Raw genomic sequence first — 26,164 nt, 5'->3', positions numbered from 1 at the left:
TTCGTTTCCTCGCCGTTCGGATGGAGTGACACGTGACCGAAGCTCGCACGGGCATCCTGGACCGCGGCGCGTTCGCCGCTGAGCCACGCACGCTGCTGGATGTGCTGCGCGCCACAGCGGCCGCGCATCCGGATGCGTCCGCCCTGGAGGACGGGCGCGGCGCGCTCAGCTACCGCGAGCTGATGGCGGCGGTCGTGCGGGTGGCCGCTCGGCTGACGCTGGCCGGGGTGCGGCGCGGCGACAGGGTGGGCATCCGCCTGGCGTCGGGAACGCGCGAGCTGTACATCTCGATCCTCGCCGTGATCGCCGCGGGGGCCGCGTACGTTCCCGTGGATGCGGACGACCCGGAGGAGCGGGCGGAGCTGGTCTTCGGCGAGGCGGCCGTGCGCGGCATCATCACCGGTGACGCCGAGTACCTGCCCACCGACCCGGCCGATGCGCTCGACGCTGTGCCGGTGGATGCGTCGTCGCAGCTCTTCGAGGGCGCCCCGGCGCATCCCAGCACCGCCACCACCCCGATCATCTCCGCGCCGACCCCCGACGACGACGCCTGGATCATCTTCACGTCCGGCTCCACCGGCACGCCGAAGGGCGTCGCCGTCAGCCACCGGTCCGCCGCGGCGTTCGTGGATGCGGAGGCCAGGCTGTTTCTGCAGGACGAGCCGATCGGTCAGAGCGACCGGGTGCTCGCCGGGCTGTCCGTCGCGTTCGACGCGTCGTGCGAGGAGATGTGGCTGGCCTGGCGGCACGGTGCGTGCCTCGTGCCCGCTCCGCGGTCGCTGGTGCGCAGCGGGATGGATCTCGGTCCGTGGCTGACCACGCGCGGCATCACCATCGTGTCGACGGTGCCGACGCTCGCCGCGCTGTGGCCCGCCGAGTCGCTGGAGAACGTGCGGCTGCTGATCTTCGGCGGGGAGGCGTGCCCGCCGGAGCTGGTGGACAGGCTCGCCGTCGACGGGCGGGAGGTCTGGAACACCTACGGCCCGACCGAGGCGACGGTGGTGGCCTGCGGTTCCCTCCTGCGGCCGGGTGAGCCGGTGCGGATCGGTCTGCCGCTCGACGGCTGGGACCTGGCGGTGGTCGACGCCGACGGGATGCCGGTGGGCGACGGCGAGGTGGGCGAGCTGATCATCGGCGGCGTCGGGCTGGCCCGCTACCTCGACCCGGCGAAGGATGCGGAGAAGTACGCTCCGTTGCCGACGCTCGGCTGGGAGCGGGCGTACCGCAGCGGCGACCTCGTTCGCTTCGACCCGGCCGGCCTGCTGTTCCAGGGCAGGGCGGACGACCAGGTGAAGGTCGGCGGCCGGCGCATCGAGCTGGGAGAGATCGAGTCCGCACTGCAGCAGTTGCCCGGCGTCTCCGCCGCCGCGGTCGCCGTGCGGACGACGGAGTCGGGCAACCAGGTGCTCGTCGGCTACGTGTCCGCCGTGGATCCCGGCGCGTTCGACAGGGCGGCCGCCCTCGCCCGGCTGCGCGAGGAGCTTCCCGCCGCGCTCGTCCCCCTGCTCGCGGTGCTCGGCGAGCTGCCGACCCGTACGTCCGGCAAGGTGGACAAAGCCGCGTTGCCGTGGCCGCTCCCTGCCGGTCAGGCACGCAGCGCTTCCGGCAGCGGCGCAGGGGGTAGCACTGGCGACGGCCCGGACGCCGACACCGGCCTCGACGCCGACCCGGTGCTCAGCGCCCTCGCCGCCGACTGGCAGGCGGTGCTCGGCCTCCCCGTCTCCGGCGACGGAGACAACTTCTTCGACCTCGGCGGCGGCTCGCTCTCCGCCGCGCAGCTGGTCACGCGCATCCGGCAGCGCGATCCGGAGTTCACGGTGGCCGACATCTACGCGCATCCCCGGCTCGGGGCGATGGCGGCCGAGCTCGCCTCCCGCGCATCCGGTGCACGCGAGGCGACGGCATCCACCCACGCCGTGCCGCCCACCCCGGCCAGGATGCAGTGGTTGCAGACCGTGCTCGGGGTGCCGCTGTTCGTCCTCAGCGGTGTGCGCTGGCTGCTCTACGCCCTCACGGCGTCCGCGATCCTGCGGCTCTTCGACGGCTTCGGCTTCCTGCCGGCGACGCCGGCCTGGCTGCTGATCGTCGGCCTGCTCGTGTTCGCGACGCCGTTCGGCCGGATGGCCATCTCGGTCGTCTGCGCCAGGCTGCTGCTCTCCGGGGTGCGCGCCGGCGACTACCCGCGCGGCGGCGGCGTGCACTTGCGGTTGTGGCTCGCCGAGCAGGTGGCCCACCAGGTGGGCGCGGTCAGCCTCGCCGGAGCGCCCTGGATCTCCTATTACGCCCGGGCGCTCGGCGCCCGCATCGGGCCGAACGTCGACCTGCACGCACTGCCGCCGGTCACCGGGATGCTCCGGATCGGCGACGGCGCGGCCATCGAACCGGAGGTGGACCTCTCCGGATACTGGATCGACGGCGACCTGCTGCGCATCGGCGCCGTGCGGATCGGCGCGAACAGCACCGTCGGCGCGCGGAGCACCCTGCTGCCGGGAACGCGCATCGGCAAGAACGCGCAGATCGATCCGGGCTCGTCGGTCTTCGGCCGCGTGCGGTCGGGCGAGCGCTGGGCCGGATCCCCCGCGGTGCGGGTGGGCCCGAGCGAGCCGTGGTGGGACGAGGAGCGGCCCCCGCTGCGCAAACGCTGGCTGGCCGCATACGCCGTCGGCGGCGTGGTCGTTGCGCTGCTGCCGATCGTCGCGTTCGCGGCCGGCGGCGTGATCGTCGCGTTCGGGATGGCGGGGTCGGCGTCCATCGGCGAGGCTGCGCTGCGCGCCGCAGCGGCCCTCATTCCCGCCACTCTGGTCTCCGGGTTCGTGCTCGCCGGGCTCGTGGTCGTGATCGTGCGGCTGCTCGGCCTCGGGCTCCGCGAGGGCATCTACCCGGTGCGCAGCTCGGTCGGCTGGGGGGTCTGGGCGACCGAGCGCGTGCTCGACCTCGCCCGCACCTTGCTGTTCCCGCTCTACGCCTCCCTGTTCACCCCCGTCTGGCTCCGGATGCTCGGGGCGGACATCGGCAGGGACGTCGAGGCGTCCACGGTGCTCCTCATCCCGGCGATGACACGGGTGAGGGACGGCGCCTTCCTCGCGGACGACACTCTGGTCGCGTCGTACGAACTGGGCGGCGGGCGGGTCAGGGTGGCCCGCTCCGACATCGGAGCGCGCGCCTTCCTCGGCAACTCCGGCATGGCGGCGCCCGGGCACCGCGTGCCGAAGGACGGGCTCGTCGCCGTGCTGTCCGCCGCACCGCGCAAGTCCAAGCCGGGATCGTCGTGGCTCGGCTCGCCCCCGGTGCGACTCCGGCGCAGCGCGGCGAGCGGCGACCTCAGCCGCACGTACAGCCCATCGGCGGGACTCCGCGTGGCCCGCGCGCTCTGGGAGCTGTGCCGGATCGTGCCCGTGTTCGTCACCTGCGCCATCGGGCTCGGCGTGCTGTTCACGCTGACGGCGCTCGCCGAAGCCTGGGGGCCGTGGGCGGCCGTGCTGCTCAGCGGCGTGGTGATGCTCGCGTTCGGAGCGGTCGCCGCGGCGGTGAGCACGGTGGCGAAGTGGGCACTGGTGCAGCGCATCCGGGTGGCGGAGCATCCGCTGTGGTCGTCGTTCGTGTGGCGCAGCGAGGTGTCCGACGCGTTCGTCGAGATGGTGGCGGCGCCGTGGTTCGCCCAGGCCGCCTCCGGCACGCCTGCCCTGGTGTGGTGGCTGCGCAGCCTCGGCGCGCGGATCGGGCGCGGGGTGTGGTGCGAGAGCTACTGGCTGCCGGAGGCCGACCTGGTGAGGCTGGGCGACGCATCCACTGTGAATCGCGGCTGCGTCGTGCAAACGCACCTGTTCCATGATCGAATCATGAGCATGGACACGGTGACTTTGGAGACCGGCGGCACTCTCGGGCCGCACAGCGTCATCCTCCCCGCCGCCAGGATCGGGGCGCACGCGACGGTCGGACCGGCGTCGCTCGTGATGCGCGGGGAGCTCGTCCCCGACCGCAGCAGGTGGAGCGGCAACCCGATCGGGCCGTGGCGCGAGGTCAAGGTCGCCGACTACCACGCGACGGTCTCATGACCTCGGCGTCCGCGGGTTCCCGCGGCGTCGGCGACGACTACCTCCCGCACTCCGGCAACGGTGGATACGGCGTCGACGCCTACGATCTCGACCTGCGCTACCGCGTGGCCACCAACCGGCTCGATGCGCGGGCCGTCATCACCGCGACGGCCACCCAGGAGCTGTCATCGTTCAGCCTCGACCTGGTGCGGCTGAAGGTGGGAAAGGTGTCCGTGGACGGCGGCCGTCGCACCCGTTTCCGGCAGGCGGCGTCGAAGCTCGTCGTCACACCGGAGCAGCCGATCCCTGCCGGCGCGACGTTCACGGTCGCCGTGGACTATGCAGGCTCGCCCGCCCCGCGGCGCAGTGCCTGGGGCCTGGTCGGCTGGGAGGAGCTGACCGACGGCGTCATCGTGGCGGCGCAGCCGTCCGGGGCGCCCACGTGGTTCCCCTGCAACGACCACCCGTCCGACCGGGCGAGGTACCGCATCCGGGTCTCGGCCGAGCAGCCGTACACGGTGGTGGCGACGGGTGAGCTGGTCGACCGGACCGTGTCGTCCGGGCGCGCGACGTGGACGTACGAGTGCGACGTGCCCACCGCCAGCTACCTCGCGACCGTGCAGATCGGCCGGTACGCGGTGGCCGATCAGCAGGCCGCAGACGCCGCGATCGGCTTCGCATACCCGGCCGAGCTGGAGCAGCGGCTCTCCGCCGACTTCGCGCGGCTGCCCGACATGGTCGGATACTTCTCCGAGGCGTTCGGGCCGTACCCGTTCGACCGGTACACGGTGGTCGTCACCGCCGACGACCTCGAGATCCCGCTCGAAGCGCAGGCGTCCGCGATCTTCGGCGCGAACCACGTCGACGGGGAGGGCGGCTCCGAGCGACTGATCGCGCACGAGCTCGCCCACCAGTGGTTCGGCAACAGCGTCGGCCTGGCGGCCTGGAAGCACATCTGGCTCAACGAGGGCTTCGCCTGCTACGCGGAGTGGCTGTGGTCGGAGGCGGCGGGCAAGGAGCACGCGGACACCCTCGCCAGGAGGTATCACGCCGCGCTGGCGAGGCTGCCCCAGGACATCCTGCTCAGCGACCCGGGCGCGGCGAGCATGTTCGACGACCGCGTGTACAAGCGGGGAGCGCTCGCCCTGCACGCGCTACGACTCACGGTCGGCGACGCGCGCTTCTTCGCGCTGCTGCGCGCGTGGACCGCGTCGTACCGCTTCGCGACCGTCACCACCGACGATTTCCGCTCGTTCGCCGCCGAGACGACGGGCGCCGACCTGGATGCGCTCTTCGACGCCTGGCTGGACGACCTGCCACTCCCCGCGTTGCCCGCGACGGGCGTCACCGTTCGATCGCGACGGTGACGTACAGGTCGTCGCCGAGGTGCGCATCCCGCACCTCGTAGCGGCGCGGATCGCCGGGGACCGACGCGATGAGCAGGTCTCCGGTGTGCTCGAAGGCCACGGCGGCCGGGTCGACCCGCAGCCCGCGGCCGTCGGCCTTGAGGACGGCCTCGATCCTCGTCCACTGGCGCAGGTCGGTGGCTCCGGCCGCGGCCGTGGTCGCGGTCCCGGCCGCGGTGCTGGGCTCCGCATCCACTCCGACCGAGCCGCCCGCCAGCGCCGCCGCCACCGTGACATCGCCCGCGTGCGCGAGGGACACGCGAACCCCTGTGGCCGCATCCGGTGCCATCACCACGGGACGCCCGTGCTCGCCGCTGCAATCGGGGCAGCGCGCCGCGATGCGCACGTCGTCGGCCGGCACGGCGGCCAGCTCGGACACGAGCTCGCGCAGCATGGCCCGGCCGTCGACCGCTGTGCCGCGTCGAAGGAGGAGGTCGCCGGTGCACACGCGCTCAGTGTGCCACGGGATTCACAGGTTTTGGTCACCTGGCCACGGCACGCTTCGAGCATGGCGGAGAAGAAGAGCGAGCGGGCAGCGATCGACGACGTGATCACGCGTCTGAAGAAGAAGTATCCGGAAGCCTCCGGCAAGCACATCGAGAAGCTCGTCGAGGAGAACTACGACTCCTTCAAGAACGCCAGGCTGCGCGACTACATCGCCGTGCTCGTGGAGCACGGGGCGAAGTCGGCGCTCCAGGACGAGAAGCGCAAGAAGAAGTAGTTCCGGCCCTATCCGGCGGCCTCCCCGCTCGCTACGCTCAGACCAGTCCGCGCCGTCGGGCGCTGACCCGAGAGCAGGGGTGTGGCGATGGGCACTTTGACGCAATGGGAACAGGACGAAGTCGCGAAAGCGAATGAGAGCGGCAGGCGACCGGTGGTGTTCGTCCACGGCCTGTGGCTGCTGTCGAGCAGCTGGGACAAATGGCGGGCGCTCTTCGAAGACCAGAGCTATGCCACTATCGCGCCGGGCTGGCCGGACGACCCGGGCAGCGTCGAGGAGGCGCGGCGTGATCCCGAGGTCTTCGCCAAGAAGATGGTCAAGCAGGTCACAGAGCACTACCTCGAAGCGATCGACGCCCTCGAGCACGAGCCGGCGGTGATCGGCCACTCGTTCGGCGGGCTGATCGCGCAGAAGATCGCGGGGGAGGGCGTCGCGGCGGCCACGGTGTCGATCGACAACGCGCCGTTCCAGGGCGTGCTCCAGCTCCCCGCCTCGTCGCTGAAGTCGGCGGCGCCGGTGCTCACCAACCCGACCAACATCGGCAAGGCAGTGTCGCTCACGTTCGAGCAGTTCCGCTACGGCTGGGCCAACCACGTCGACGAGGCGGAAGCGCGCGAACTGTACGAGACGTACCACGTGCCCACGTCCGGAGTGCCGCTGTTCCAGGCAGCGACGGCCAACTTCAACCCGTTCGCCGAGACCAAGGTCGACACGAAGAACCCGGAGCGCGGGCCGCTGCTGCTCATCTCGGGCGAGGGCGACAACACGGTGCCAGCGTCGATCGTCGAGGCCAGCTACAAGATCCAGTCCCGCAACGAGGGAGTGACCAGGCTCGCCACGGTGCCCAACCGCGGCCACTCGCTCACGATCGACAGCGGCTGGCGCGAGGTCGCGGACATCGCGCTCGAGTTCGTCCAGGAGTTCGCGCCGGTCGAGTCATGACCGGCGCCGACGTGGCCGGGCCGCGCATCCGGAGCAGGAAGGGCTGACATGGACCTCGGACTCGACGGAAAGCGGGTGCTCGTCACCGGCGCAGGGCGGGGGATCGGGCTGGCGATCGTGCGTGCGTTCCTCGCGGAGGGCGCGACGGTGGTCGGCGCCTCCCGCCGCGCGACGGACGAGACGACGGCGCTGGTGGACGCCGACGACCGGTTCTCGTTCTTCGGCGTCGACCTCTCCGACCCGGCAGGTCCGGCGGCGATGGTGGATGCGTTCCCGGGCCAGATCGACGTGCTCGTGAACAACGTCGGGTCGGCTCCCGTGCGGCCGGGCGGCTTCGCGTCGATCGACGACGAGACGTGGGCGCAGACCATCGGGCTCAACCTGCTCGCGGCGGTGCGCGCCTGCCGGTCGGCACTTCCGCGGCTGGCCGAGCAGGGGAGCATCCTGAACATCGTGTCGGAGAACGCGATCCTCGCCGACCCGCAGGTGCTCGACTACAGCGCGGCGAAGGCCGCCCTGCTGAGCGTGACGAAGTCGCTGTCGAAGGAGCTCGGGCCGCGAGGGTTCCGGGTGAACTCGATCAGTCCGGGACCGGTCGAGACGGCGCTCTGGCTCGGTGACAGCGGGGTGGCGGCGACGGTCTCGAAGGCGCAGAACATCGACCCGGCGGCGGTGCGTGCGGGCGCGGAGAGCCAGATGGCGACCGGGAGGTTCACCCGGCCTGAGGAGGTGGCCGACCTGGCCGTCATGCTGTCCAGCCCGCGGCTCGGCAACCTGACCGGGGCCGACGTGGTCATCGACGGCGGGATGCGTCCGACGATGTAGTGGCGGTGTCTGCGGTGGCGGTGAGGGCCTTGAGGTCGGCGAGGGCGGCGCGCACGTAGTCGTCGATGGTGGTGCCGGGCTCTGCCGCGATCCAGCGCGCGAACGCGGCGCGGAACACCGTCACCGCAGACTCGGCGGCCAGGTTCGCCTCCGCGGCCGGCACCCCGCGGGCGCGGAGCGCGTCCCCCGCGGCGGCCCCAAGCGCCCACATCTTGAGCAGCTCGCGCTCCAGCAGGCTCGTGTTCGCGGCGATGACCTGCGCGCGCAACAGCGCGAACGGCCGGCGATCCTCCAGGATGCGCGAGGCCAGTGCGAGCGCTTCGCCCGCGATCTCGAGCGGGGCGGCGTCGGCGGGTGCGTCCGCGATTCCAGCGACCGTGGCGTTCTGGAGCGCGTTGGAGCCGTCGAACAGCACCTCGCGCTTGTCGGCGAAGTGGCGGAAGAAGGTGCGCTCCGTCACACCGGCGCGCTCGGCGATGTCGGCGACCGTCGTTCGGTCGTAGCCGCGCTCCGCGTACAGCTCGAGCGCGGAGACGGCGAGGCGGCCGCGCGCATCCGGTTCCCATCGTGCCACGAGATGATTCTACTGATGACAGTCACTGTCATGTGGTGCTAGCCTGATGACAGTTACTGACATCAAAGGAAAGAGGCGTCACATGCGCGTATTCGTCACGGGAGCATCCGGCTGGATCGGCTCCGCCGTCGTCCCAGAACTCCTCTCCGCCGGCCACACGGTCGTCGGCCTCGCCCGGTCGGACGCATCGGCCGCCGCGCTCGAAGCCGTCGGTGCCCAGGCCCACCGCGGCAGCCTCGACGACCTGGCATCGCTGAAGGCGGGCGCGGCGGAGTCGGACGGGGTCATCCACCTGGCGTTCAAGCACGACTTCTCCGACTACCAGGGCGCCGGGCGCACAGAGCGCGCCGCCATCGAGACCCTCGCCGGCGAGCTCGAAGGTTCCGACCGTCCGTTCCTGTTCGCCTCCGGCGTCGCCCTGCTCGCACCCGGCCGCTTGGCGACCGAGCGCGACGTGTCGCCGTACAGCGGGCCGGACGCCCCGCGCGGCGGAGCAGAGCCGCTCGCCTTCGGCTACGCGGAGCGGGGCGTGCGCCCGGTCAGCCTGCGCTTCGCGCCGACCGTCCACGGCGACGGCGACCACGGCTTCACGGCCGCGCTCGTCGACATCGCCCGCCGCACCGGCGTGGCCGCCTACATCGGCGACGGCGCCAACCGCTGGCCCGCCGTCCACCGGCTCGACGCCGCCCATCTGGTGCGCCTCGCGCTCGACGGCGCCCCGGCGGGCAGCGTCGTGCACGCGGTCGCCGAGGAGGGCGTGCCGACCCGTGACATCGCGACGGCCATCGGGCAGGGACTCGGCCTGCCCGTCGTCTCCATCCCGGCGGAGGACGCGCCGGAGCACTTCGGCTGGCTCGGACAGTTCTTCGGCGCCGACGTCCCCGCGTCGAGCGCGCTGACGCGGGAACTCCTCGGCTGGACGCCGACGCATCCTGGACTGCTGGACGATCTCGCCGCCGGGTACTACTTCCGTGCGGCCGCCTGAGCTGATCGAGGGCGTCGGCGTGCCACTGTAGGGGGATGCCGTACACCGTCGTCGTCGCGCCGGACTCGTTCAAGGGCTCGGCGACCGCCACCGCGGTCGCCGAGGCCCTCGCATCCGGCTGGTCGTCGGTGCGCTCCGACGACAGGCTCGTCCTCGCCCCGATGGCCGACGGCGGCGAGGGCACCCTCGACGCGTTCGAGGTCGCCGTCCCCGGCTCGGTCAGGCACGCCATCACGGTGCTCGGTCCGGCGGGCGCCGACCTGGATGCGTCCTGGCTGTCCCTCCCGGACGGCACGGCGGTCGTCGAACTCGCCGAGACGAGCGGCCTCGCCCACCTGCCGACGCTCGCCCCGCTCGACGCGCACACCTACGGTTTCGGACAGGCGATCGCGGCAGCCCTCGCCTCCGGCGCGACCGGACTCCTCCTGGCGATCGGCGGCAGCTCCTCCACGGACGGCGGCGTCGGAGCCCTCGCCGCCCTCGGCGCACACTTCACCGACCCGACGGGCCGCCCCATCCGCCTGGGCAACCGCGGCCTCGGCACGCTCGCCAAGGCCGACCTCAGCGGACTTCCGCCGCTACCGCCCGGCGGGGTGCGCATCCTGAGCGACGTCACCAACCCGCTGCTCGGCCCGACGGGCGCAGCGGCCGTGTTCGGCCCGCAGAAAGGCGCGACCCCGGAGCAGGCGGCCGGGATGGAGTCGGGGCTCGCGCGGCTGGCGCGCGTGCTCGGCGGCGGCCGGGTGCGGGCGGCGGCGCCCGATGCGGGTGCTGAGCGTGGCGGCAGGCAACTCCGGGCCACCACCCCGGGCGCGGGCGCGGCGGGCGGCACCGGCTACGGCCTACTGGCCTGGGGCGCCTCACTCGCTCCCGGATCCGCGGCGGTGGGCGACGCCCTCGGGCTCCCCGCCCTGGTGGCGACCGCCGACGTCGTGATCACCGGCGAGGGCCGCTTCGACAGCCAGTCGGCGGCGGGCAAGGTTCCCGCCTACGTGTCGCACCTGGCACGGGATGCGGGTGTCCCGGCCCTGCTCGCCGCTGGCGCGATCCAGGCGCCCACCGACGCCTTCGCGGCCGCCGTGTCGCTCACCGAACTCGCGGGAAGCGCAGACGCCGCCCTCGCCGACCCGCGGCGCTGGGCGCGAGAAGCGGGTGCTGTGCTGGCCCGTCGGATCGGGTAGCGCGGCTCACCTCACCTCACCCCAGCGACGCCGCGCACCGCCGAAGCCCACCACCGCTACCGCCGCGCGGCCCTCCGCCGCCACCGCACCGCCAGCAGTACCGCTCCGGCCGCCACCAGCAGCGCCCCGATCACGATCCCCGCGATCGGCAGCACGGACCCCGTCCCCGCCAGCGGGCTCGACCCTCCGCCCGACGGCCCGGGCCCCGGGCCAGGCGGCGTCGGCGTGGGCGTCGGCGTCGGCGTCGTGGGGACCACCGTATCCACCGACGCACTCGACGGCGGCGTGGTCACGCTCTGTCCGCCCGGCGGGTCGGCGGTCGCCGTCGCGGTGTTGACGATCGGCTGCCCCGTGAGGTCGGCCGCATCCACCTCGTACGTCGCCGTGCAGACGACGCTCTGCCCCGGTGCCAGGCTGGCGGGGTCGGCCGGGCAGGTCGGCGCGGGAGGCGTTCCGACCCCGGTGAAGATCGTCTCGGTCACCGTGAACGCGGTGAGGGTGACGTTGCCGGCGTTGGTCAGTGTGTACGTGTAGTTCACGGTCTGGCCGGCGTCCGTCACCTCCGTCAGGTCCGCTGCCTTGACGAGCGTGAGGGCGGGCGCCGGGTCGGCCGGGATGATCGTGCCGGACTCGTTGGAGGTCACCGTGCTCGCGTCCGGTGCGGATCCCGAGGCTGTCGCCGTGTTGGTCACCTCGCCCGCGTCGATGTCTGCCTGGGTGAGCGTGTACGTCGTGGTGCAGACGAGCTGGCTCCCCGGGGCGAGCACCGTCGGCGGGCAGACCGCGGGCGGCAGAGTGCCGCTCCCCGAGAAGGCGGTCTCCGCAATGGAGACAGCGCCAACCGGAACGTTGCCGGTGTTTGTCACCACGAACGTGTACGTGACGACCTGGCCGACCACGAACTCGGCCGGACCGTTCGGTGCCACGGATTTCACGAGCGAGAGGGCGGCGACGGCGCCGAGCGGGGTCGTCGTGCCCGCCGGTGGCGAGTCGACCGTGCTGCTGTCCGGTGCCGTCCCGGATGCGACGGCGCTGTTCACGACCTGCCCGGCTGCGATGTCGGCACTGGTCACCGCATACGTCGCGATGGCGGTGGCCTGCTGCCCGGGGGCGAGCTCGCCGTCAGCACCAGGCCAGGTGAAGGTGAACGTTCCGAGGCCCGCGAGCTGGTCGGCGATCGTGACGCCTGTGAGCGTCGTGTTGCCGGTGTTGGTCACCACGAACGTGTAGACGATGGGGTCGCCCGGCCGCGTCGGCTTCTGAATACCGGATGCGTCAGCCGACTTCGTCAGGCCCAGTTGCGACACGTTCGGGATGGGCGTCACGGTGTCGGCCGGATCGGACGGCGTCTCCGCTCCCGCCGGTGTCGTGCCCGTGGCGATGGCGGAGTTGAGCACCTGTCCGGCGTCGATGTCCGCCTGCGTGATCGGGTACGTCGCCGTCGCGGTGGCGACGCCGCCGGGGGCGAGCTCACCGGCTGGACCGGGCCAGCTGTACGTCGGCACCGACAGGCCAGGCAGGCGGTCGGTGAACGAGACGGCGTGCAGGGTGAGGTTGCCGTCGTTCGTGATCGTGAAACTGTAGGTGATCAGGTCTCCGACGGCCGCCGGCGTGGAGAGGGCTGCCGATGCGCTCTTCTGCAGCGTCAGGTGCGGGCCGGGCGGCAGCGGGGTGACCGTGCTCTGCGGCCCGGCGGTGACGTCGGTGCCGCCCGCCGTCGACCCGGCGGCGGTCGCCGTGTTGTCGACGTGGCCGACGTCGATCTCGGCCTGCGTCACCGCGTGCGTGCCCGTGCCGACGACCGATTCGCCGGGCGCGAGGGTGCCGGCCGTGCCCGGCCACGCCAGGGCGAGACCGGCGCCGAGAAGCGTGTCGGTGACGGTGACGCCGAGCAGCGTCACGTTGCCGGTGTTCGTGACGGTGACCGTGTACGAGACGGAGTCGCCCACCGCGGCGGGGGAGCTCACCCCGCTCGCGTTCGCCGTCTTGACGAGGTCGAGGGACGGCGCCTCGCTTCCCGAGATGAGGGCGTCGGAGGTGGCGGTCACGGGTGGCCCGGTGGGCGGCGTTCCCGTCGCGACGGCCGTGTTCGTGACGCTCCCCGCATTCACGTCCGCCTGGGTGATCGTGTACGTGCCCGTGCAGGTGACGGAGTCCCCGGCCGCGAGCGTGGTGGCCGGACACGAGGCGACGGGCGGCGTCCCCGACCCGCTGAAGGCGGTCTCCGCCACCGAGAGGGCGGTCAGCGGGACATTGCCCGTGTTCGTCACGAGGAACGAATACGTGACGACGCGTCCGACGACGTACTGCGTCGGGGCGGTGAGGTCGGTGGACTTGATGAGCGAGATGGCCGGCTGATCGGGCTCGGTGAACACGACCGTGCTGGTCCCGGGCTCGAGGAGGCCGTCGAGCGGCCCGATGTTGCTCGGCCCGTTGGTGAAGGTGCCCGTCGTGTCCGACGTGACGGGAACGGTGACGGTGCAGGACGCCATCCCGGCGTCGAGGTTCCCGCTTCCGCTGACCGACGTGCCCGTCACGGTCGCCACCCCGGCGGGGCAGTCGGTCGCCGGCGCCCCGGAGAACCGGAGCCCGGCGGGCAGCGTGTCCGTGAACGACCAGCCGTTCTTCGCGGAGAGCTCGTCGGTGTTCGTGATCGTGAACGTCAACGTCGTGCTCTGCCCGGCCGGCAGCGTCGACGGGGAGAAGACCTTGTCGAGTTGCGGGGTCGCATCCACGATCGTCGGATCGTCGAACCCGGAGTCGTTGCCGCGGAATGCGCCTGCTGCGTTGTAGAGCTGGACGCCCAGTGACGTGACGCCCGCCGGCATGCGGAAGCCCGCCGAGTTCAGCTGCGCGACGTGGAAGGTGCGGCCGCCGGTCGTGATGACGCGCGTGTGGGCGTCGGTGCACGGGTTCAGACCGGATGCGAGAGTGGTGACCGTGCCGGTTCCCGTCCCCGGCGGCGGCCCGCTCCCCGTCTGATTCTGGATGAGGTTGAAGCTGAGGCTCGGGTCCTGCCTGTTCAGGGTGGGGCCCTCCGACACGCAGTTCGCCGCACCGTAGATCGCGCTGATCAGGTAGAAGTGCCCGGGAACGATGGTCCCGGTGATCGGCTTCGCCGTCTGCACCTGGACGCCCGGCCCGGGATTCGACCCGCCGTTCGTGTACGCGGACAGGATCTGGTTGGTCTGCGCTGTCGCGAGCGGCTCGCCCCGGTAGAGGCCGATCGCGGTCGCCATCCCCTGCAGGTAGCCCCAGGCCGTGACGTCGCATCCGGAGTCGATGCCCGTCACGGTGGCGTTGCGTGGCGTGCTCGACCGCAGCAGCCAGCCGTTGCACTGGTCGCCGGCCGGCGACCAGTTCGGGCTCGCCACGTAGGTGGAGGTGTTCGCCGCCGCCCCGCCGGTGTACTGCCCGATCCGGATGCCGTTCGTGGCGACCTGGTTCTGGAAGTTCTCGAAGAACACATTGGTCGCGGGCGCCCGCGGCACACCGGGACTGCCCGGCGCAGCCAGTGCTGGACCGGTGCCCAGGACGCCCAGCCCGAGCAGAGCGACCCCGGCGGCGGCGACGGAACGCACCAGTGAGAGCGCGCCGCGTGAGCGGCGTGGCGAGTCGAGCTTCCCCGTGCTCCGACTCATGACCGGACTACCTGGTGTCGCCTCTCATGGCATCCCCTCTTCGCAACTGAGGATAGACTCGCGGCTCTACCCGTGGCAAGAGGGCTCCTTCATCCGGCATCCGCCTGTTCCCGTCGCGCATCCCGAGGAGGATGATCGGTGACGGAAGGGAACGATCATGGACGACCTCACCGGTTCATCGGTCGAGCGCGCACGCCGCCTCGCCGCCCTCGACGCGGAGGGCCCGCTGCCACCGGACTGGCTGCGGCGGCAACTCGACCTCGCGCTCGCCGCCTGGGCGGAGGACGAGAAGACACTGGATGTGGATGCGGAAGGCCGCGAGGACTTCTAGGCTCGCGCCCTCGGCGGCTGGATGAGGTCCCACGGCATCCCGTACAGGTCCTCGAATACAGCGACCGTTCCGTAGCTCTCGTGCCGGGGTTCTTCGCGGAAGCGCACGCCGTGCGCGACCATCCGCTCGTGCTGCGCGGCGAAGTCGTCGGTCTCCAGGAAGAACGCGACGTCGCCGCCCGCCTGGCTGCCGGTGGCGGACGCATCCGGGTGCAGGGCGAGCACGAATCCCGTGCCTCCGTCTGCTGGGCCGACCACCACCCTGCGCCAGCCGCCGTCGAAGGTGTCGTCCTGGCGCACCGCGAAGCCGAGCGCGTCCACGAAGAATGCGAGCGCCTCCTCGTGGTCGCGGACGAGATAGGTGACGTTCTGAAGGCGGAGCATCGTCGCAGACTATCGCGCGCCGCCCGCCTCATACCCCTACTCCCGCAGCAGCACCCGCAGCGTCTGGATCGTGTCGGCCTCCGTGGCGTCCTTGTCGTCGCGATACCGCTTCACGCGCGCGAACCGCAGAGCGATCCCGCCCGGGTAGCGGCTCGAACGCTGCACGCCGTCGATCGCGATCTCGACCACCGTCGTCGGCGTCACCCACACCGTGCCGGCCGTGCGGCGTGTCTCGATCTGCTGGAAGTGCTCCGTCTGCCAGCGCAGCAGCTCGTCGGTGAGGCCCTTGAACGTCTTGCCCACCATCACGAACCCGCCCGGCTCGCCGAACTCCCCGGTCGGGTCGAGCGCGCCGAGGTGGAGGTTCGAGAGCCAGCCCTGCCTGCGCCCAGAGCCCCACTCGCAGGCCAGCACCACCAGATCGTAGGTGTGCACCGGCTTGACCTTGATCCACGACGAACCGCGCCGACCCGCCGCGTACGGAGAGTCGATCGCCTTCACGACGACGCCTTCCTGCCCGGCGGCCAGCGCATCCTGGGCCACGCGCTCCGCGACAGCCGGATCGTCCGTCACCTCGCCCGGGATGCGGTGCTCGCCCGCGATCCGCTGCAGTTCGGCCAGGCGGGTCGAGAGCGGTTCGTCGAGCAGGTCGCGGCCGTCGACGTGGAGCACGTCGAAGAACCAGGGGTGCAGCACCGTCTCCCTCGCCGCCTCCGCCCCGAAGCGTGACATCGTCTCCTGGAACGGCCGCGGCGCTCCGTCCTCGTCGAGCGACAGCGTCTCGCCGTCGAGGATGACGTCGTGCACCGGCATCCCGCGCACCACCTCGACGACCTCGGGCACGCGCCGGGTGATGTCGGCGAGGTTCCTGGTGAACACGCGCACGTCGTCGCCCACCCGGTGCACCTGGATGCGCGCACCGTCCAGCTTGAACTCCACCGACGCCTCGCCCGTCGTCGCCAGCGCGGCCGACGCGCTCGCGGCCGTCGCGGCGAGCATCGGCTGCACCGGACGCCCCGGCACCAGCCCGACCTCGTCGAGCTCGGCCGCCGTGCCGGTGATGGCGAGCCTGGCGGTCTCGCCGAGATCGCCGGTGAGCATCGCCGCGCGCCGCACCGCGTCGCCCGGCCGGTCTGCCGCCCGCGCGATGGCGTCGGTGAGCACGCCCTCCAGGGCGCCCGTGCGCATCTCGCCGAGCAGTGCCCTGGCGATGAAGTCCTGTTCTTCCGCCGTCGCGCGCTCGGTGAACTCGCGCAGTTCGCGGGTGCGGTCGCCCGCCGACCCTGCACCGGACAGCGCGGCCAGGCGGTCGAGCAGCGCATCCAGGTCGTCGACGGTGAGGCTGGGCTGTGCGGCCGGGGTGCCCATCGCGGCCGAGAGCCCGCGCCAGCCGACGCCGACCCTTCCCTGGCGCGGCTTGCCGACGAGCAGCCCGACGGCCGGGGCGATCTCCTCCGGCGCGAGCTGCGCGAGCAGAGCGGCCAGCGCATCCACTTTCGCCAGCCGCGACCGCGTGCCCGCGACCGCACTCGACGTCTTCACCAGCTCATCAACCAGCACGCCCACATCCTCCCACCGACCCCCGACACCACCCCAAGCAATCGAACCGGGACTTATGCACGCTCCCGCCCGGCGTGTCGCGTGCATAAGTCCCGGCTCGATTGCTTGGGGAGGGGCGGCAGGGAACGGTAGCGTCGGGGTGTGAGCCGGCGAGTGTTGCGCTTGGGGGCCGTCGCCGTGGTGGTGGCGGCGGTGGCCGTGCTGGCCGGATGCTCGTCCAGCCAGCCCGTGCGCATCGAGGAGGATCTGGGCGCGAGGCCCTATGTCGGCGACTTCTACACGGTTCCGTCCCCGCTGCCGAGCGGCGCGCCCGGCACCCTGATCGCCACCGAGCAGGCGCCCGGCCAGCCGGACGGCGCAGCGGCCTGGCGCATCCTGTTCCGCTCCACCGACCTCACCGGCAAGCCGGTCGTGAACAGCGGCCTTCTCGTCGTTCCCGATACGCCTGCTCCGGCGGGCGGGCGAACCATCGTCTCCTGGGGCCACCCGACCACGGGCAGCGCGGAGAAGTGCGCGCCGTCCCGCTTCTTCGACCCGTACGTCTTCGTCGAGGGGCTCACCGACCTCCTCGACCGCGGATACGCCGTGGTCTACACCGACTACACCGGGATGGGCGTGCCGGGCCCGGACTCCTATCTCGTCGGCGAAACCGAGGGACGAAACGTGCTCGACGCCGCCCGCGCGGCTCGGACGGTGCTCGGCCCCGAGGCCAGCGAGCGCGTCGTGCTCTGGGGCCACTCGCAAGGCGGCCAGGCCGTGCTCTTCGCTGCGCAGCTGGCCGCTTCATACGCGCCGGACCTAGACGTGCGCGCCGCCGCGGTCGCCGCCCCGGCCACCGACTTGGCCAGCCTCATGCGCGCCGACATCGGCGACGTCTCAGGGGTGAGCATCGCGTCGTACGCCTTCGCGGCATACGCGGCGGTGTACGACCAGCCCCTGCAGAGCATCCTGACCCGGGCGGCAGTGGATGCGCTGCCCACCATGAACACCTTCTGCCTCCTCACCCAGAACTCGGCCCTCCACAAGATCGCGAAGCCGCTGATCGGCGCGTTCCTCTCGGCGGATCCGGAGACGACGGAACCGTGGTCCGGCCTCCTCGCCGCGAACACGCCGGGCGCATCCCGGATCGCTGTGCCGCTGTTCGTCGCGCAGGGTCTCTCCGACAAGCTGGTGCGCCCGTCGGCCACGGATGCGTTCGTCGCGCGCGAGAAGGCGGAGGGCACCGCGGTGACGTACGACAGGATCCCCGGCGCGACGCACGGGACGGTGGCGGACAAGGCGATTCCGCGCGTGCTGGAGTGGCTGGATGCGAACGGGGGCGGGGCGGCGGGGTGAGGTCGTCAGCGAGATAAACCACAGTACCGACACCGTTACTGTGCTTTAATGACCATAAACCACAGTAACGCGAGAGGTACTCCGGCTTATGACCTCCTGGCCAGCTCACGGCAGCGAGACGCTTCCGTGGCGCCAGACGCAGCGAGCGGGCACGCGCGACGACCGGATGATGACCGAGGTGGCCGCGACCATCCCGCCGCACATCGCCGCGCTCAGTTACGAGCCGTCGCTCGACATCGTGCGGGACAGCGAGCGGGCGCTGCTCGCCGCCGCCGTCGCCGACACCGCGGCGGAAGGCCACAGCGCAGCGCTGTCCCGCTTCATGCTGCGCACCGAGTCCGTCGCCTCCTCCAAGATCGAGAGGATCGAGGCGTCGGCGGAGGACTTCGCCCGCGCGATCGCGGGCGGGCGGGGCAACAGCAGCGCCACGAGCATGGTCGCCGCCTCCGTCGCCCTGCACACGCTCGTGCGCGACGCGGGAGAGTCCGGCACGATCACCATCGACGGGATGCTCGCCGCTCACAGTGCCCTGATGGAGGAGGACGAGTACGAGGCCCGGTATGCGGGCCGTGTACGCGACATGCAGAACTGGATCGGCGGCAGCGACCACTCGCCGCGCGGCGCACTGCACGTTCCTCCTGCGCCCGAGCGCATCCCGGAGCTGCTGGAGGATCTGGTCTCGTACCTGAACCGGGACGACGTGCCCGTGCTCGTGCAGGCGGCCATCGCGCACGCGCAGTTCGAGTCGATCCACCCCTTCACGGACGGCAACGGGCGCATCGGTCGCGCGCTCATCAGTGCGGTGCTGTGGCGTCGCGGTGTCACGGCGAACACCGTCATCCCGCTCGCGAGCGGGATCCTCGCCCGCAAAGACGACTACTTCGACGCGCTCACCACCTACCGCTCCGGCCACCCGACCGACATCATCCGGATCATCGCGACGGCGACGCGGGTCGCCGCAGTGGAGGCGCGCGTGTCCATCGGGCAGCTCTCGCTGCTGCCGGACGAGTGGCATGCCGAGATGGACACCCGCAGAGGTTCGGCCATCTTCAACCTCATCCCGGCGTTCTTCGACCATCCGGTGATGACGTCGGAGGATGCGGAGCGGCTGTCCGGCTCCGGGGAATCGCAGACGTTCAAGGCGCTCGACCGTCTCGCCGGTGCCGGGATCATCCGCGAGATCACCGGCAGGAAGCGCGGCAGGGTCTGGGTCGCAGCCGACCTGATCGCGGAGCTCGACGACCTGGACCGCCGCATCCAGGCGGCGATGCGGCGCACCCGCGTCGCGTGAGCCCGCGCGCGCCGAGCCTGGCCAGCGCGCCCTCGGCTGTCACCGGCCCGTGAGAGGCTGAGGGCATGCCCGACACCCCCGCCTCCTCCGGGTGGAAGGCGAGCGTCTCCGGGCTCACCCGCTCGGCCCCGCGACCCGCCACCGGCGCGACGCGCATGGGGCTGCAGTTCGAGCTGCGGGAGCGGACCCGCGCATCCACCGGCCGATGGGACGCGCCCAAGTCGCGCCCCGCGACGGCGGCCGCGGCCGCGACAGCCACTACCGGCACAACCACCCCCCGCCTCCTCCGCCTCGGCGTGCGCCCGGTCATGCTCAGCGCCACCGGCAACTGGGTGCGCGGGTCGCTCACCTGGTCTGCCCTGCCGCACCTGCTCAACCGGCTCGCGCTCGATCCTGCGCAGCATGCCTGGTTCGGGCAGTTCGCCGCGCTGCACCGTGCCGGGCGCGACGTGTACGTGCCGGGGGAGGCCGACTGGTTGTTCGTCGACGAGTTCGCCAGTCCGCTGCTCTGGCCGCTGCTCGACGAGGCGGAGCGTGTCGGTGTCGCCCTGGTCACCGGCAAGCGGGAGACGGACGTGCTCGTGACCGACGGCGCCCGCGTGGCCGTCGACGCCACCAAGCTTCCGGATGGCGGGCTGCGGTTGCGCACGGTCGCCGTGGTGGATGGCACCGCGCATCCCGGATCGACGGCCGGCGCCATCGGGGATCACGGCGTCTACCTGTGGGCGCTGAAGCCCGAGCCGCGGTTCACCCTGGCGCGTGCTGCCGCCCCGCTCACGGCCGAGCAGCGGCGCCTGCTCGCAGCCGGGGACACCATCGAGGTTCCCGCAGAGGAGACCGACGAGTTCCTCGGGCAGTACTACCCGCGGTTGCAGAGCCTGGTCAGCGTGACCAGTACGGACGCCTCCGTCGTGTTCCCCGAGGTCCTGCCGCCCGTGCTCGTGCTCACGGCCACGTTCGGCGCGAACGACAGGCTGGAACTCGACTGGGGCTGGGTGTCCGCGACCGGCGCGGAGCCGCTCGGCGCGCATCCCGTGCCGGATGCGGTCACCAAGATGCTCGGCTGGCGGCCGCATCCGGCAGAGCTGTCTGGACTGGATGCCGCCGAGTTCTCCGCCACCACCCTCCCGGCCCTCGAACGGCGAAGGGATGTCCGCGTCGACATCGTCGGCGAGCGCCCGGACTACCGCGAGCTGGTGGATACGCCGAAACTCGTGGTGACCACCGTGGAGACCGACAAGCGCGACTGGTTCGACCTCGGCGTGCTCGTCACGGTGGAGGGGCGCACCATCCCGTTCACTCCGCTCTTCACGGCCCTGTCGCAGGGGCGGCAGAAGCTGCTGCTGGTCGACAAGTCCTATCTGTCGTTGCAGCAGCCCGTGTTCGACAGGCTCCGGGCGCTCATCGACGAGGCGAAGTCGCTGGACGAGTGGGAGCCGGGCTCGCTCAGGATCAGCCGGTACCAGGCGAGCCTCTGGTCCGAGTTCGTCGAGCTCGCCGACGAGGCGCACCAGGCGGAGTCGTGGCGCAGAACCGCCGACGGGCTGCGCGCCATCCGCGACGGGGAGTCGCCCGGCGACCTGGCTGTCCCGGATGCGGTCACCGCCACCCTGCGGCCGTATCAGGTCGACGGGTTCCGCTGGCTGGCGTTCCTCTGGGAGCACGGGCTCGGCGGTGTCCTCGCCGACGACATGGGGCTCGGCAAGACCCTGCAGACGCTCGCCATGATCGCGCACGCCCGCAGCAGGCGCCCGGATGCTCCGCCCTTCCTGGTGGTCGCGCCCACCTCCGTCGTGCCCAACTGGGTGAGCGAGGCCGCCCGGTTCACGCCAGGGCTCACCGTGCGCGCCGTCACCGCCACCCAGGCGAAGAGCCGCCGCCCGCTCAGCGACATCGCAGACGGGGCGGACGTGGTCGTCACCTCGTACGCGCTGTTCCGGCTCGACATCGCCCGCTATCACGCCACCGGATGGGCGGGGCTCGTGCTCGACGAGGCGCAGCTCATCAAGAACCGCACCTCCAAGGCGCACGACGCCGCGAAAGACCTGCGGGTGCCGTTCAAGCTGGCGATCACCGGCACCCCGATGGAGAACGACCTGCTCGACGTGTGGTCGATCTTCCGGGTGGTCTCGCCCGGCCTGCTGCCTCCCCGCTCGGCGTTCACCGACCGGTACCTCAAGCCGCTCGCCGCCGGAGACAGGCCGGACCTGCTGCTGCGGCTGCGGCAACGGGTGCGCCCGCTCATGCTGCGCCGCACCAAGGAGGCGGTCGCGTCCGAGCTGCCGCCCAAGCAGGAGCAGGTGCTGCGCGTCGAGCTGGCGCCTCGCCACCGCAAGCTCTACGACCTCGTGCTGCAGCGCGAGCGCCAGAAGATCCTCGGCCTGGTCGACGACCTCGACCGCAACCGGTTCATCGTGTTCCGCTCGCTGACGCTGCTGCGGATGCTGGCGCTCGACGCCTCCATCGTCGACGAACAGTATGCGAGCATCCCGTCGGCGAAGATCGACGTGCTGCTGGAGGAGCTGGACGACGTGGTGGCCGGTGGGCACCGCGCGCTGATCTTCAGCCAGTTCACCAGCCTGCTGCGGAAGGTGGCGCAGCGGCTCGACGAGCGCGGCATCGCGTACAGCTACCTCGACGGGTCGACGCGCCGTCGCGCCGAGGTGATCGACGGCTTCCGCGACGGAGACGCCCCCGCCTTCCTGATCAGCCTGAAAGCGGGCGGCTTCGGCCTCAACCTGACGGAGGCCGACTACGTCTTCCTGCTCGACCCGTGGTGGAACCCGGCGGCGGAGTCGCAGGCGATCGATCGCACCCACCGCATCGGCCAGCGCTCGAACGTGATGGTCTACCGGATGATCGCGGACGAGACGATCGAAGACAAGGTGATGGCGCTGAAGGAGCGCAAGGCGCGCCTGTTCGAAGCGCTGATGGACGACCCGGGCGGCGCGTTCGATGCCAGCTTCAGCGCCGACGACATCCGGGGGCTGCTGGACGGGTGAGCGGTGGCGGTCCGCGGTTGCGGCGGCCCCAGCCCTCACGCTTCCCGCCGCGACCGCCACAGCAGCCACAGGAAGTACGGCGCCCCGATCACGGCGGTCACCAGCCCCACCGGGATCTGCGCGGGCGCGATCAGGGTGCGGCCGACGGTGTCGGCCACGCACACCAGCAGCGCGCCCAGGATCGCGGCGACCGGGATCACCCGCGCGTGTCGCTGTCCGACCAGGGCGCGGGCGGCGTGCGGCGCGACCAGCCCGACGAAACTGATCACGCCGACCGCGGCGACGGAGGCGGCCGTCAGCACGACCGCGATGCTCAGCAGGGCGAGCCGGGTGGAGCCGAGGCGCACGCCGAGCAGGCGCGGGGTGTCCGCATCCAGCCCGATCAGGTCGAGCCTCCGGCTCATCGCGGCGAGGATCGGCAGTGCGCAGACCAGCGCGATCAGCACCGGGAGCACCTGCGGGAACGTGCGCCCGTATGTCGAGCCGGACAGCCAGACCAGCGCCTTCGCCGCGTTGTACGGATCGGTGAGCACGATGAGCAGGCTCACGATCGAGGTTGTCCCCGCCGAGATGCCGATGCCGATCAGCACCAGCCTGTTCTGTTCGAGGCCGCGCCGGGCCGCGAGACCGAACACCACGGCCGCCGCAGCGACCGCCCCGGCCAGCGCCGCCGAGCCGATCAGCCAGAAGCTCGCCAGCGGGATCGCGGTCACCACCGCTACGGCGCCGACACCCGCCCCGCCGACCACGCCCAGGATGCCGGGCTCGGCCAGCGGGTTCCGCGACACCGCCTGCACCACGGCGCCGGCGACCGCGAGCGCCGCCCCCGCCAGCAGTGCTGCGGCCACGCGCGGCAGGCGGGTGTCGAGCACGAACGTCACCACGCGTCCGGCCTGACCCGTCGCCCAGTTGGCGATGTCGCCGAGCAGCAGCCGAGCATCCCCCAGCAGTGTCGCCGCGACGATGGCGGCCAGCAGCGCAGCCGACGAGATCACCAGCGTCAGGATGAACGCCCTGCGGCTGCGCAGCCGGGTGAACGCAGTGGATGCGGTGTTCGAGCTGGTGTCCCGGGACCGGTACGCCAGCCACACCAGCACCCCGGCGCCGAGGATCGTGGTGACGATGCCCGTCGGCACGGCCACGCTCGCCTGCGCCCCGAACACCGCGCGCAGAAGCACGTCGGAGCCGAGCACCACGATCACACCGGCCACCGCGGAGGCCGGGATGAACGCGTAGTGCTTCATCAGGCCGGGCACGCGGGTGGCGACCAACCGCACGATCGCGGGAGCGCACAGCCCCACGAACCCGATCGGACCGGCGAGGGTCACAGCGACCGCGGCGAGCAGCACGGACAGGACGACGGCGATGCTGCGCGTGAGACGCGGATTGATGCCCACTGCGGCAGCGCCGTCGTCCCCGATGGAGAGGATGTCGAGCCGGCGTCCGAGCACCAGGAGCCCGGCCAGTGCGACCAGCGCGACCGGCGCCAGCTGCTGCACGCCCTGCATCCCGATCTGGGCGAGCGAGCCGTTGCCCCAGGCGAACAGTCCGGTGGTCTGCTGCTGGCGCAGGAGCAGCAGCATCCCGCTCACCCCGCTGAACGCCAGCGTCAGCGCCGAACCGGCGAGCACCAGCCGGATCGGTCCAGCCCCGGCGCGCGACAGGCCGAGCACGATCCCGGCGGCGATCAGGCCGCCGAGGAACGCCGCCCCGCCGGCGGGGAGGGCGGGCAGCGCGATGCCGAACGCCGCGACGGAGACCACCGCCAGGTACGCTCCCGCGTTCACCGCCAGCGTGTCCGGCGATGCGAGCACGTTGCGCGAGACCGACTGCAGGGCGGCACCGGATGCGCCGAGCGCGCAGCCGACGACCAGGCCCACCACGAGCCGGGGCAGCCGCGAGCTGATGAGCACGGCGTCGGCCTGCGCATCCACTGTCCCTGCACCCGACCCCGTCAGCGCCCTCCAGAGCGCCGACGGGTCGATGGATGCGGTGCCCTGGCCCAGGTGGATCACGGCGAGGACGCCGATCGCCACCACAGCGATGCCCGCGAGGACGGGGAGGCGGCCGCTTCGTTGGGAGCGGACGTTCACGGTCAGTTCGTCAGAGCCTTCACGACGGCGTCGACGTACTGCTGCGCGGAGGCCGTGCCGCCGAACATCCAGATGCCGTCCGGCAGGCGGTAGACGGTGCCCTTCTGCACGAACGGCAGGGACTTCCAGACGGCGTTGTCCTTGAGGCCGTCCGCGAACGGGTCTCCTCCGTCGGAGTCGTTGGCGATGTATGCGAAGCGCACGTCGCCGAGCTTCGTGAGGCCCTCGACGTCGGTGGCGGCGAGGCCGTACGCCTTGTCGCCTTCGAGCTTCCACGGGTCGGTGAGGCCGAGTTCGGTGTTGATGTCGGCGATCAGCGAACCGGTGACGTACGGGCGCACCGAGACCTGGTTGCCCTCCTGCCAGCCGTCGGCGAACGCGAGCGGCGTCCCGCCGAGACCGGCGGCCTCCAGCTTCGCCTTGCCGTCGCTGACCGTCTTCTTGAAGCCCGCGATCTCGGCCTTCGCCTGGGACTCGGTGCCCGTCGCCTCGGCGATCAGCTCGGTGTTCTCGATCATCTGGTCGATCTGCTTCGACGCGTCCGCCGACCGCACGACGATCACCGGTCCCACCTTCTCGAGCTGCGCGATGGCCGAGTCGGTGAGGTCGGTGGTGGCGACGATCAGGTCCGGCTTGAGTGCGGCGACCGTGTCGAGACTGGGCTCTCCGCGGGTGCCGATGTCCTTCACGTCCTTGGGCAGCGGCGCGGCCGTGTCGTACGCGGTGTACCCCTTCACGTCGGCGACGCCGACCGGGTCGACGCCCAGGCTCACCAGCGTCTCGACGACACCCCACTCGGTCCCGACGACGCGCTTGGCCGGGCCGTCGAGCTTCACCTTCTCGCCGCGCGCGTCGGTGATGGTGAGCGCGCCCGCTGCTGAGCCGTTCGCCGCCGGTGCCTCCGTGGTGCCGCATCCGGTGAGGGCGAGCACGGTGGCGACGGCGAGCGCTGCTGCGATCCGGTGTCTGATCATGAGGGGGTGGGGGTCCTTTCGGTTCTCAGGTGATGGCTGCCCATCGGGTGTGTTCGTGGCATGCCGGTCGACGGGTTCACATCCACGTCGATCCGGATGCCGTACGTCTCGGTGAGGAGCGCGGGGTCGTAGACCTGCTCGGCGGTGCCGGATGCGACGACGCGACCGGCCGAGAGCAGCACGACCTGATCCGCGACGGCCGCCGCCTGGTCGAGGTCGTGCAGGACGACGCCGATGGTCACGCCGTGCACGTCGGCGAGCTCCCGGATGAGGTCGAGGATCTCCACCTGGTAGCGCAGGTCGAGGTAGGTGGTCGGCTCGTCGAGCAGCAGCACGTCGGTGTCCTGCGCGAGACAGCACGCCAGCCACACCCGCTGCAGCTGTCCGCCGGACAGGCTCTCGACGCCGCGCTCGGCGAACTCGGAGACGCCGGTCAGCGACATGGCGCGCTCGACGGTCGCCGGGCCGTCCTGGTCGGTGCCGCGGAACCGCTGCCGGTGCGGGTGGCGGCCGAAACCGACGACGTCGCGCACGCTCAGGCCGGCGGGGGTGGGGCGGCTCTGGGCGAGGAGGGTGATTCGGCGGGCGAAGGCGGTGCGGGAGAGGGTGAGGGCGTCGGTCGGGTCGCCGTCGCCGTGCAGCGTCACGCGACCGGCGCGGGCGGCGTGCAGCCGGGCGATGGCGCGCAGCAGCGTGGATTTGCCGCTCCCGTTCGGGCCGATCAGCGCCGTGACGCGCCCGGCCGGGAGGTCGAGGTCGGCGCCGTGGACCACATCCACCCCGTCGTACGCGACCGTGACGGCGGTGGCACGAAGCCCGGCGTGATGCTCGGGATGCGTCGGGCGGCGGGAGGTCACGATGCAAGAGCTTAGGGCAGCCTTACCTA

Annotated in this window: 19 protein-coding genes; 11 read left to right on the top strand and 8 right to left on the bottom strand. The window is 71.9% G+C overall.

Annotated elements, in window-relative coordinates:
* The first annotated feature begins 32 nt into the window (after nucleotides 1–32).
* Complete coding sequence (locus tag HF024_RS18375; protein WP_168690557.1) at nucleotides 33–4,055, top strand: Pls/PosA family non-ribosomal peptide synthetase; 4,023 nt, start codon at nucleotides 33–35, stop codon at nucleotides 4,053–4,055.
* Nucleotides 4,052–5,401, top strand: a complete 1,350-nt coding sequence (locus HF024_RS18370) for a M1 family metallopeptidase (protein ID WP_168690556.1) — start codon at nucleotides 4,052–4,054, stop codon at nucleotides 5,399–5,401. Before HF024_RS18375 ends, HF024_RS18370 begins: the two co-directional genes overlap by 4 nt.
* Here HF024_RS18370 and HF024_RS18365 read toward each other — a convergent pair.
* Complete coding sequence (locus HF024_RS18365; RefSeq protein ID WP_168690555.1) at nucleotides 5,379–5,888, bottom strand: 4-phosphopantetheinyl transferase; 510 nt, start codon at nucleotides 5,886–5,888, stop codon at nucleotides 5,379–5,381. The genes HF024_RS18370 and HF024_RS18365 overlap by 23 nt on opposite strands.
* 60 nt (nucleotides 5,889–5,948) lie before the next feature.
* Here HF024_RS18365 and HF024_RS18360 point away from each other — a divergent pair, with 60 nt between their 5' ends.
* From HF024_RS18360 to HF024_RS18350, 3 genes are all read left to right on the top strand, one after another.
* Entirely contained in the window at nucleotides 5,949–6,161 is a 213-nt protein-coding gene (locus HF024_RS18360; RefSeq protein ID WP_168690554.1) for a hypothetical protein, read from the top strand.
* Nucleotides 6,162–6,314: 153 nt separating this feature from the next.
* Complete coding sequence (locus HF024_RS18355) at nucleotides 6,315–7,103, top strand: alpha/beta hydrolase (protein WP_247597195.1); 789 nt, start codon at nucleotides 6,315–6,317, stop codon at nucleotides 7,101–7,103.
* A gap of 48 nt (nucleotides 7,104–7,151) precedes the next feature.
* The gene (locus HF024_RS18350; protein ID WP_168690552.1) at nucleotides 7,152–7,928 is read left to right on the top strand and encodes an SDR family oxidoreductase; all 777 of its coding nucleotides are present in this window, start codon (nucleotides 7,152–7,154) and stop codon (nucleotides 7,926–7,928) included.
* Here HF024_RS18350 and HF024_RS18345 read toward each other — a convergent pair.
* Entirely contained in the window at nucleotides 7,897–8,502 is a 606-nt protein-coding gene (locus HF024_RS18345) for a TetR/AcrR family transcriptional regulator (RefSeq protein ID WP_168690551.1), read from the bottom strand. The genes HF024_RS18350 and HF024_RS18345 overlap by 32 nt on opposite strands.
* Nucleotides 8,503–8,584: 82 nt before the next feature.
* Here HF024_RS18345 and HF024_RS18340 point away from each other — a divergent pair, with 82 nt between their 5' ends.
* Together HF024_RS18340 and HF024_RS18335 are read left to right on the top strand one after the other, a co-directional pair.
* Nucleotides 8,585–9,487, top strand: a complete 903-nt coding sequence (locus HF024_RS18340; RefSeq protein ID WP_168690550.1) for an SDR family oxidoreductase — start codon at nucleotides 8,585–8,587, stop codon at nucleotides 9,485–9,487.
* A 35-nt stretch (nucleotides 9,488–9,522) separates the two neighbouring features.
* Complete coding sequence (locus HF024_RS18335; protein WP_168690549.1) at nucleotides 9,523–10,668, top strand: glycerate kinase; 1,146 nt, start codon at nucleotides 9,523–9,525, stop codon at nucleotides 10,666–10,668.
* A gap of 56 nt (nucleotides 10,669–10,724) precedes the next feature.
* Here the strand turns inward: HF024_RS18335 and HF024_RS20010 are convergent, their stop codons facing one another.
* The gene (locus HF024_RS20010; RefSeq protein WP_168690548.1) at nucleotides 10,725–14,309 is read right to left on the bottom strand and encodes a DUF11 domain-containing protein; all 3,585 of its coding nucleotides are present in this window, start codon (nucleotides 14,307–14,309) and stop codon (nucleotides 10,725–10,727) included.
* A 157-nt stretch (nucleotides 14,310–14,466) separates the two neighbouring features.
* Here HF024_RS20010 and HF024_RS18325 point away from each other — a divergent pair, with 157 nt between their 5' ends.
* Nucleotides 14,467–14,640 (top strand): hypothetical protein, encoded by a 174-nt coding sequence (locus HF024_RS18325; RefSeq protein ID WP_168690547.1) that lies wholly within the window; start codon nucleotides 14,467–14,469, stop codon nucleotides 14,638–14,640.
* Here HF024_RS18325 and HF024_RS18320 read toward each other — a convergent pair.
* Together HF024_RS18320 and HF024_RS18315 are read right to left on the bottom strand one after the other, a co-directional pair.
* Nucleotides 14,637–15,023, bottom strand: coding sequence for a VOC family protein (locus HF024_RS18320; protein WP_168690546.1), 387 nt, complete (start codon nucleotides 15,021–15,023; stop codon nucleotides 14,637–14,639). The genes HF024_RS18325 and HF024_RS18320 overlap by 4 nt on opposite strands.
* A 36-nt stretch (nucleotides 15,024–15,059) precedes the next feature.
* Nucleotides 15,060–16,583, bottom strand: a complete 1,524-nt coding sequence (locus HF024_RS18315; protein WP_168690545.1) for an ATP-dependent DNA ligase — start codon at nucleotides 16,581–16,583, stop codon at nucleotides 15,060–15,062.
* Between the two features lie 141 nt (nucleotides 16,584–16,724).
* Here HF024_RS18315 and HF024_RS18310 point away from each other — a divergent pair, with 141 nt between their 5' ends.
* From HF024_RS18310 to HF024_RS18300, 3 genes are all read left to right on the top strand, one after another.
* Nucleotides 16,725–17,918 (top strand): alpha/beta fold hydrolase, encoded by a 1,194-nt coding sequence (locus HF024_RS18310; RefSeq protein WP_247597194.1) that lies wholly within the window; start codon nucleotides 16,725–16,727, stop codon nucleotides 17,916–17,918.
* 88 nt (nucleotides 17,919–18,006) lie between these two features.
* On the top strand, nucleotides 18,007–19,209 hold the full coding sequence (locus HF024_RS18305) for a Fic family protein (protein ID WP_247597193.1): 1,203 nt from the start codon (nucleotides 18,007–18,009) through the stop codon (nucleotides 19,207–19,209).
* Between the two features lie 65 nt (nucleotides 19,210–19,274).
* Complete coding sequence (locus HF024_RS18300; protein ID WP_168690544.1) at nucleotides 19,275–22,211, top strand: DEAD/DEAH box helicase; 2,937 nt, start codon at nucleotides 19,275–19,277, stop codon at nucleotides 22,209–22,211.
* Between the two features lie 35 nt (nucleotides 22,212–22,246).
* Here HF024_RS18300 and HF024_RS18295 read toward each other — a convergent pair whose 3' ends face one another.
* From HF024_RS18295 to HF024_RS18285, 3 genes are read right to left on the bottom strand one after another with little or no spacing between them, the layout of a single operon-like run.
* Complete coding sequence (locus HF024_RS18295; RefSeq protein ID WP_247597192.1) at nucleotides 22,247–24,304, bottom strand: iron ABC transporter permease; 2,058 nt, start codon at nucleotides 24,302–24,304, stop codon at nucleotides 22,247–22,249.
* Nucleotides 24,305–24,306: 2 nt separating this feature from the next.
* Nucleotides 24,307–25,278, bottom strand: a complete 972-nt coding sequence (locus HF024_RS18290) for an iron-siderophore ABC transporter substrate-binding protein (RefSeq protein ID WP_168690543.1) — start codon at nucleotides 25,276–25,278, stop codon at nucleotides 24,307–24,309.
* On the bottom strand, nucleotides 25,275–26,135 hold the full coding sequence (locus HF024_RS18285; RefSeq protein WP_168690542.1) for an ABC transporter ATP-binding protein: 861 nt from the start codon (nucleotides 26,133–26,135) through the stop codon (nucleotides 25,275–25,277). The genes HF024_RS18290 and HF024_RS18285 overlap by 4 nt, the downstream gene beginning before the upstream one ends.
* Between the last annotated feature and the right edge of the window lie 29 nt (nucleotides 26,136–26,164).

It is taken from the genome of Leifsonia sp. PS1209 (assembly GCF_012317045.1).
Lineage (GTDB): Bacteria > Actinomycetota > Actinomycetes > Actinomycetales > Microbacteriaceae > Leifsonia.
This window is presented reverse-complemented; position numbering and strand designations above follow the sequence as displayed.

What these genes read in the sequence shown, in the direction of transcription:
- HF024_RS18370 (WP_168690556.1), top strand. Translation starts at nt 4,052, where the DNA reads ATGACCTCGGCGTCCGCGGGTTCCCGCGGCGTCGGCGACGACTACCTC.
- HF024_RS18360 (WP_168690554.1), top strand. Translation starts at nt 5,949, where the DNA reads ATGGCGGAGAAGAAGAGCGAGCGGGCAGCGATCGACGACGTGATCACG.
- HF024_RS18350 (WP_168690552.1), top strand. Translation starts at nt 7,152, where the DNA reads ATGGACCTCGGACTCGACGGAAAGCGGGTGCTCGTCACCGGCGCAGGG.
- HF024_RS18340 (WP_168690550.1), top strand. Translation starts at nt 8,585, where the DNA reads ATGCGCGTATTCGTCACGGGAGCATCCGGCTGGATCGGCTCCGCCGTC.
- HF024_RS18335 (WP_168690549.1), top strand. Translation starts at nt 9,523, where the DNA reads ATGCCGTACACCGTCGTCGTCGCGCCGGACTCGTTCAAGGGCTCGGCG.
- HF024_RS20010 (WP_168690548.1), bottom strand. Translation starts at nt 14,309, where the DNA reads ATGAGTCGGAGCACGGGGAAGCTCGACTCGCCACGCCGCTCACGCGGC.
- HF024_RS18325 (WP_168690547.1), top strand. Translation starts at nt 14,467, where the DNA reads ATGGACGACCTCACCGGTTCATCGGTCGAGCGCGCACGCCGCCTCGCC.
- HF024_RS18320 (WP_168690546.1), bottom strand. Translation starts at nt 15,023, where the DNA reads ATGCTCCGCCTTCAGAACGTCACCTATCTCGTCCGCGACCACGAGGAG.
- HF024_RS18305 (WP_247597193.1), top strand. Translation starts at nt 18,007, where the DNA reads ATGACCTCCTGGCCAGCTCACGGCAGCGAGACGCTTCCGTGGCGCCAG.
- HF024_RS18300 (WP_168690544.1), top strand. Translation starts at nt 19,275, where the DNA reads ATGCCCGACACCCCCGCCTCCTCCGGGTGGAAGGCGAGCGTCTCCGGG.
- HF024_RS18290 (WP_168690543.1), bottom strand. Translation starts at nt 25,278, where the DNA reads ATGATCAGACACCGGATCGCAGCAGCGCTCGCCGTCGCCACCGTGCTC.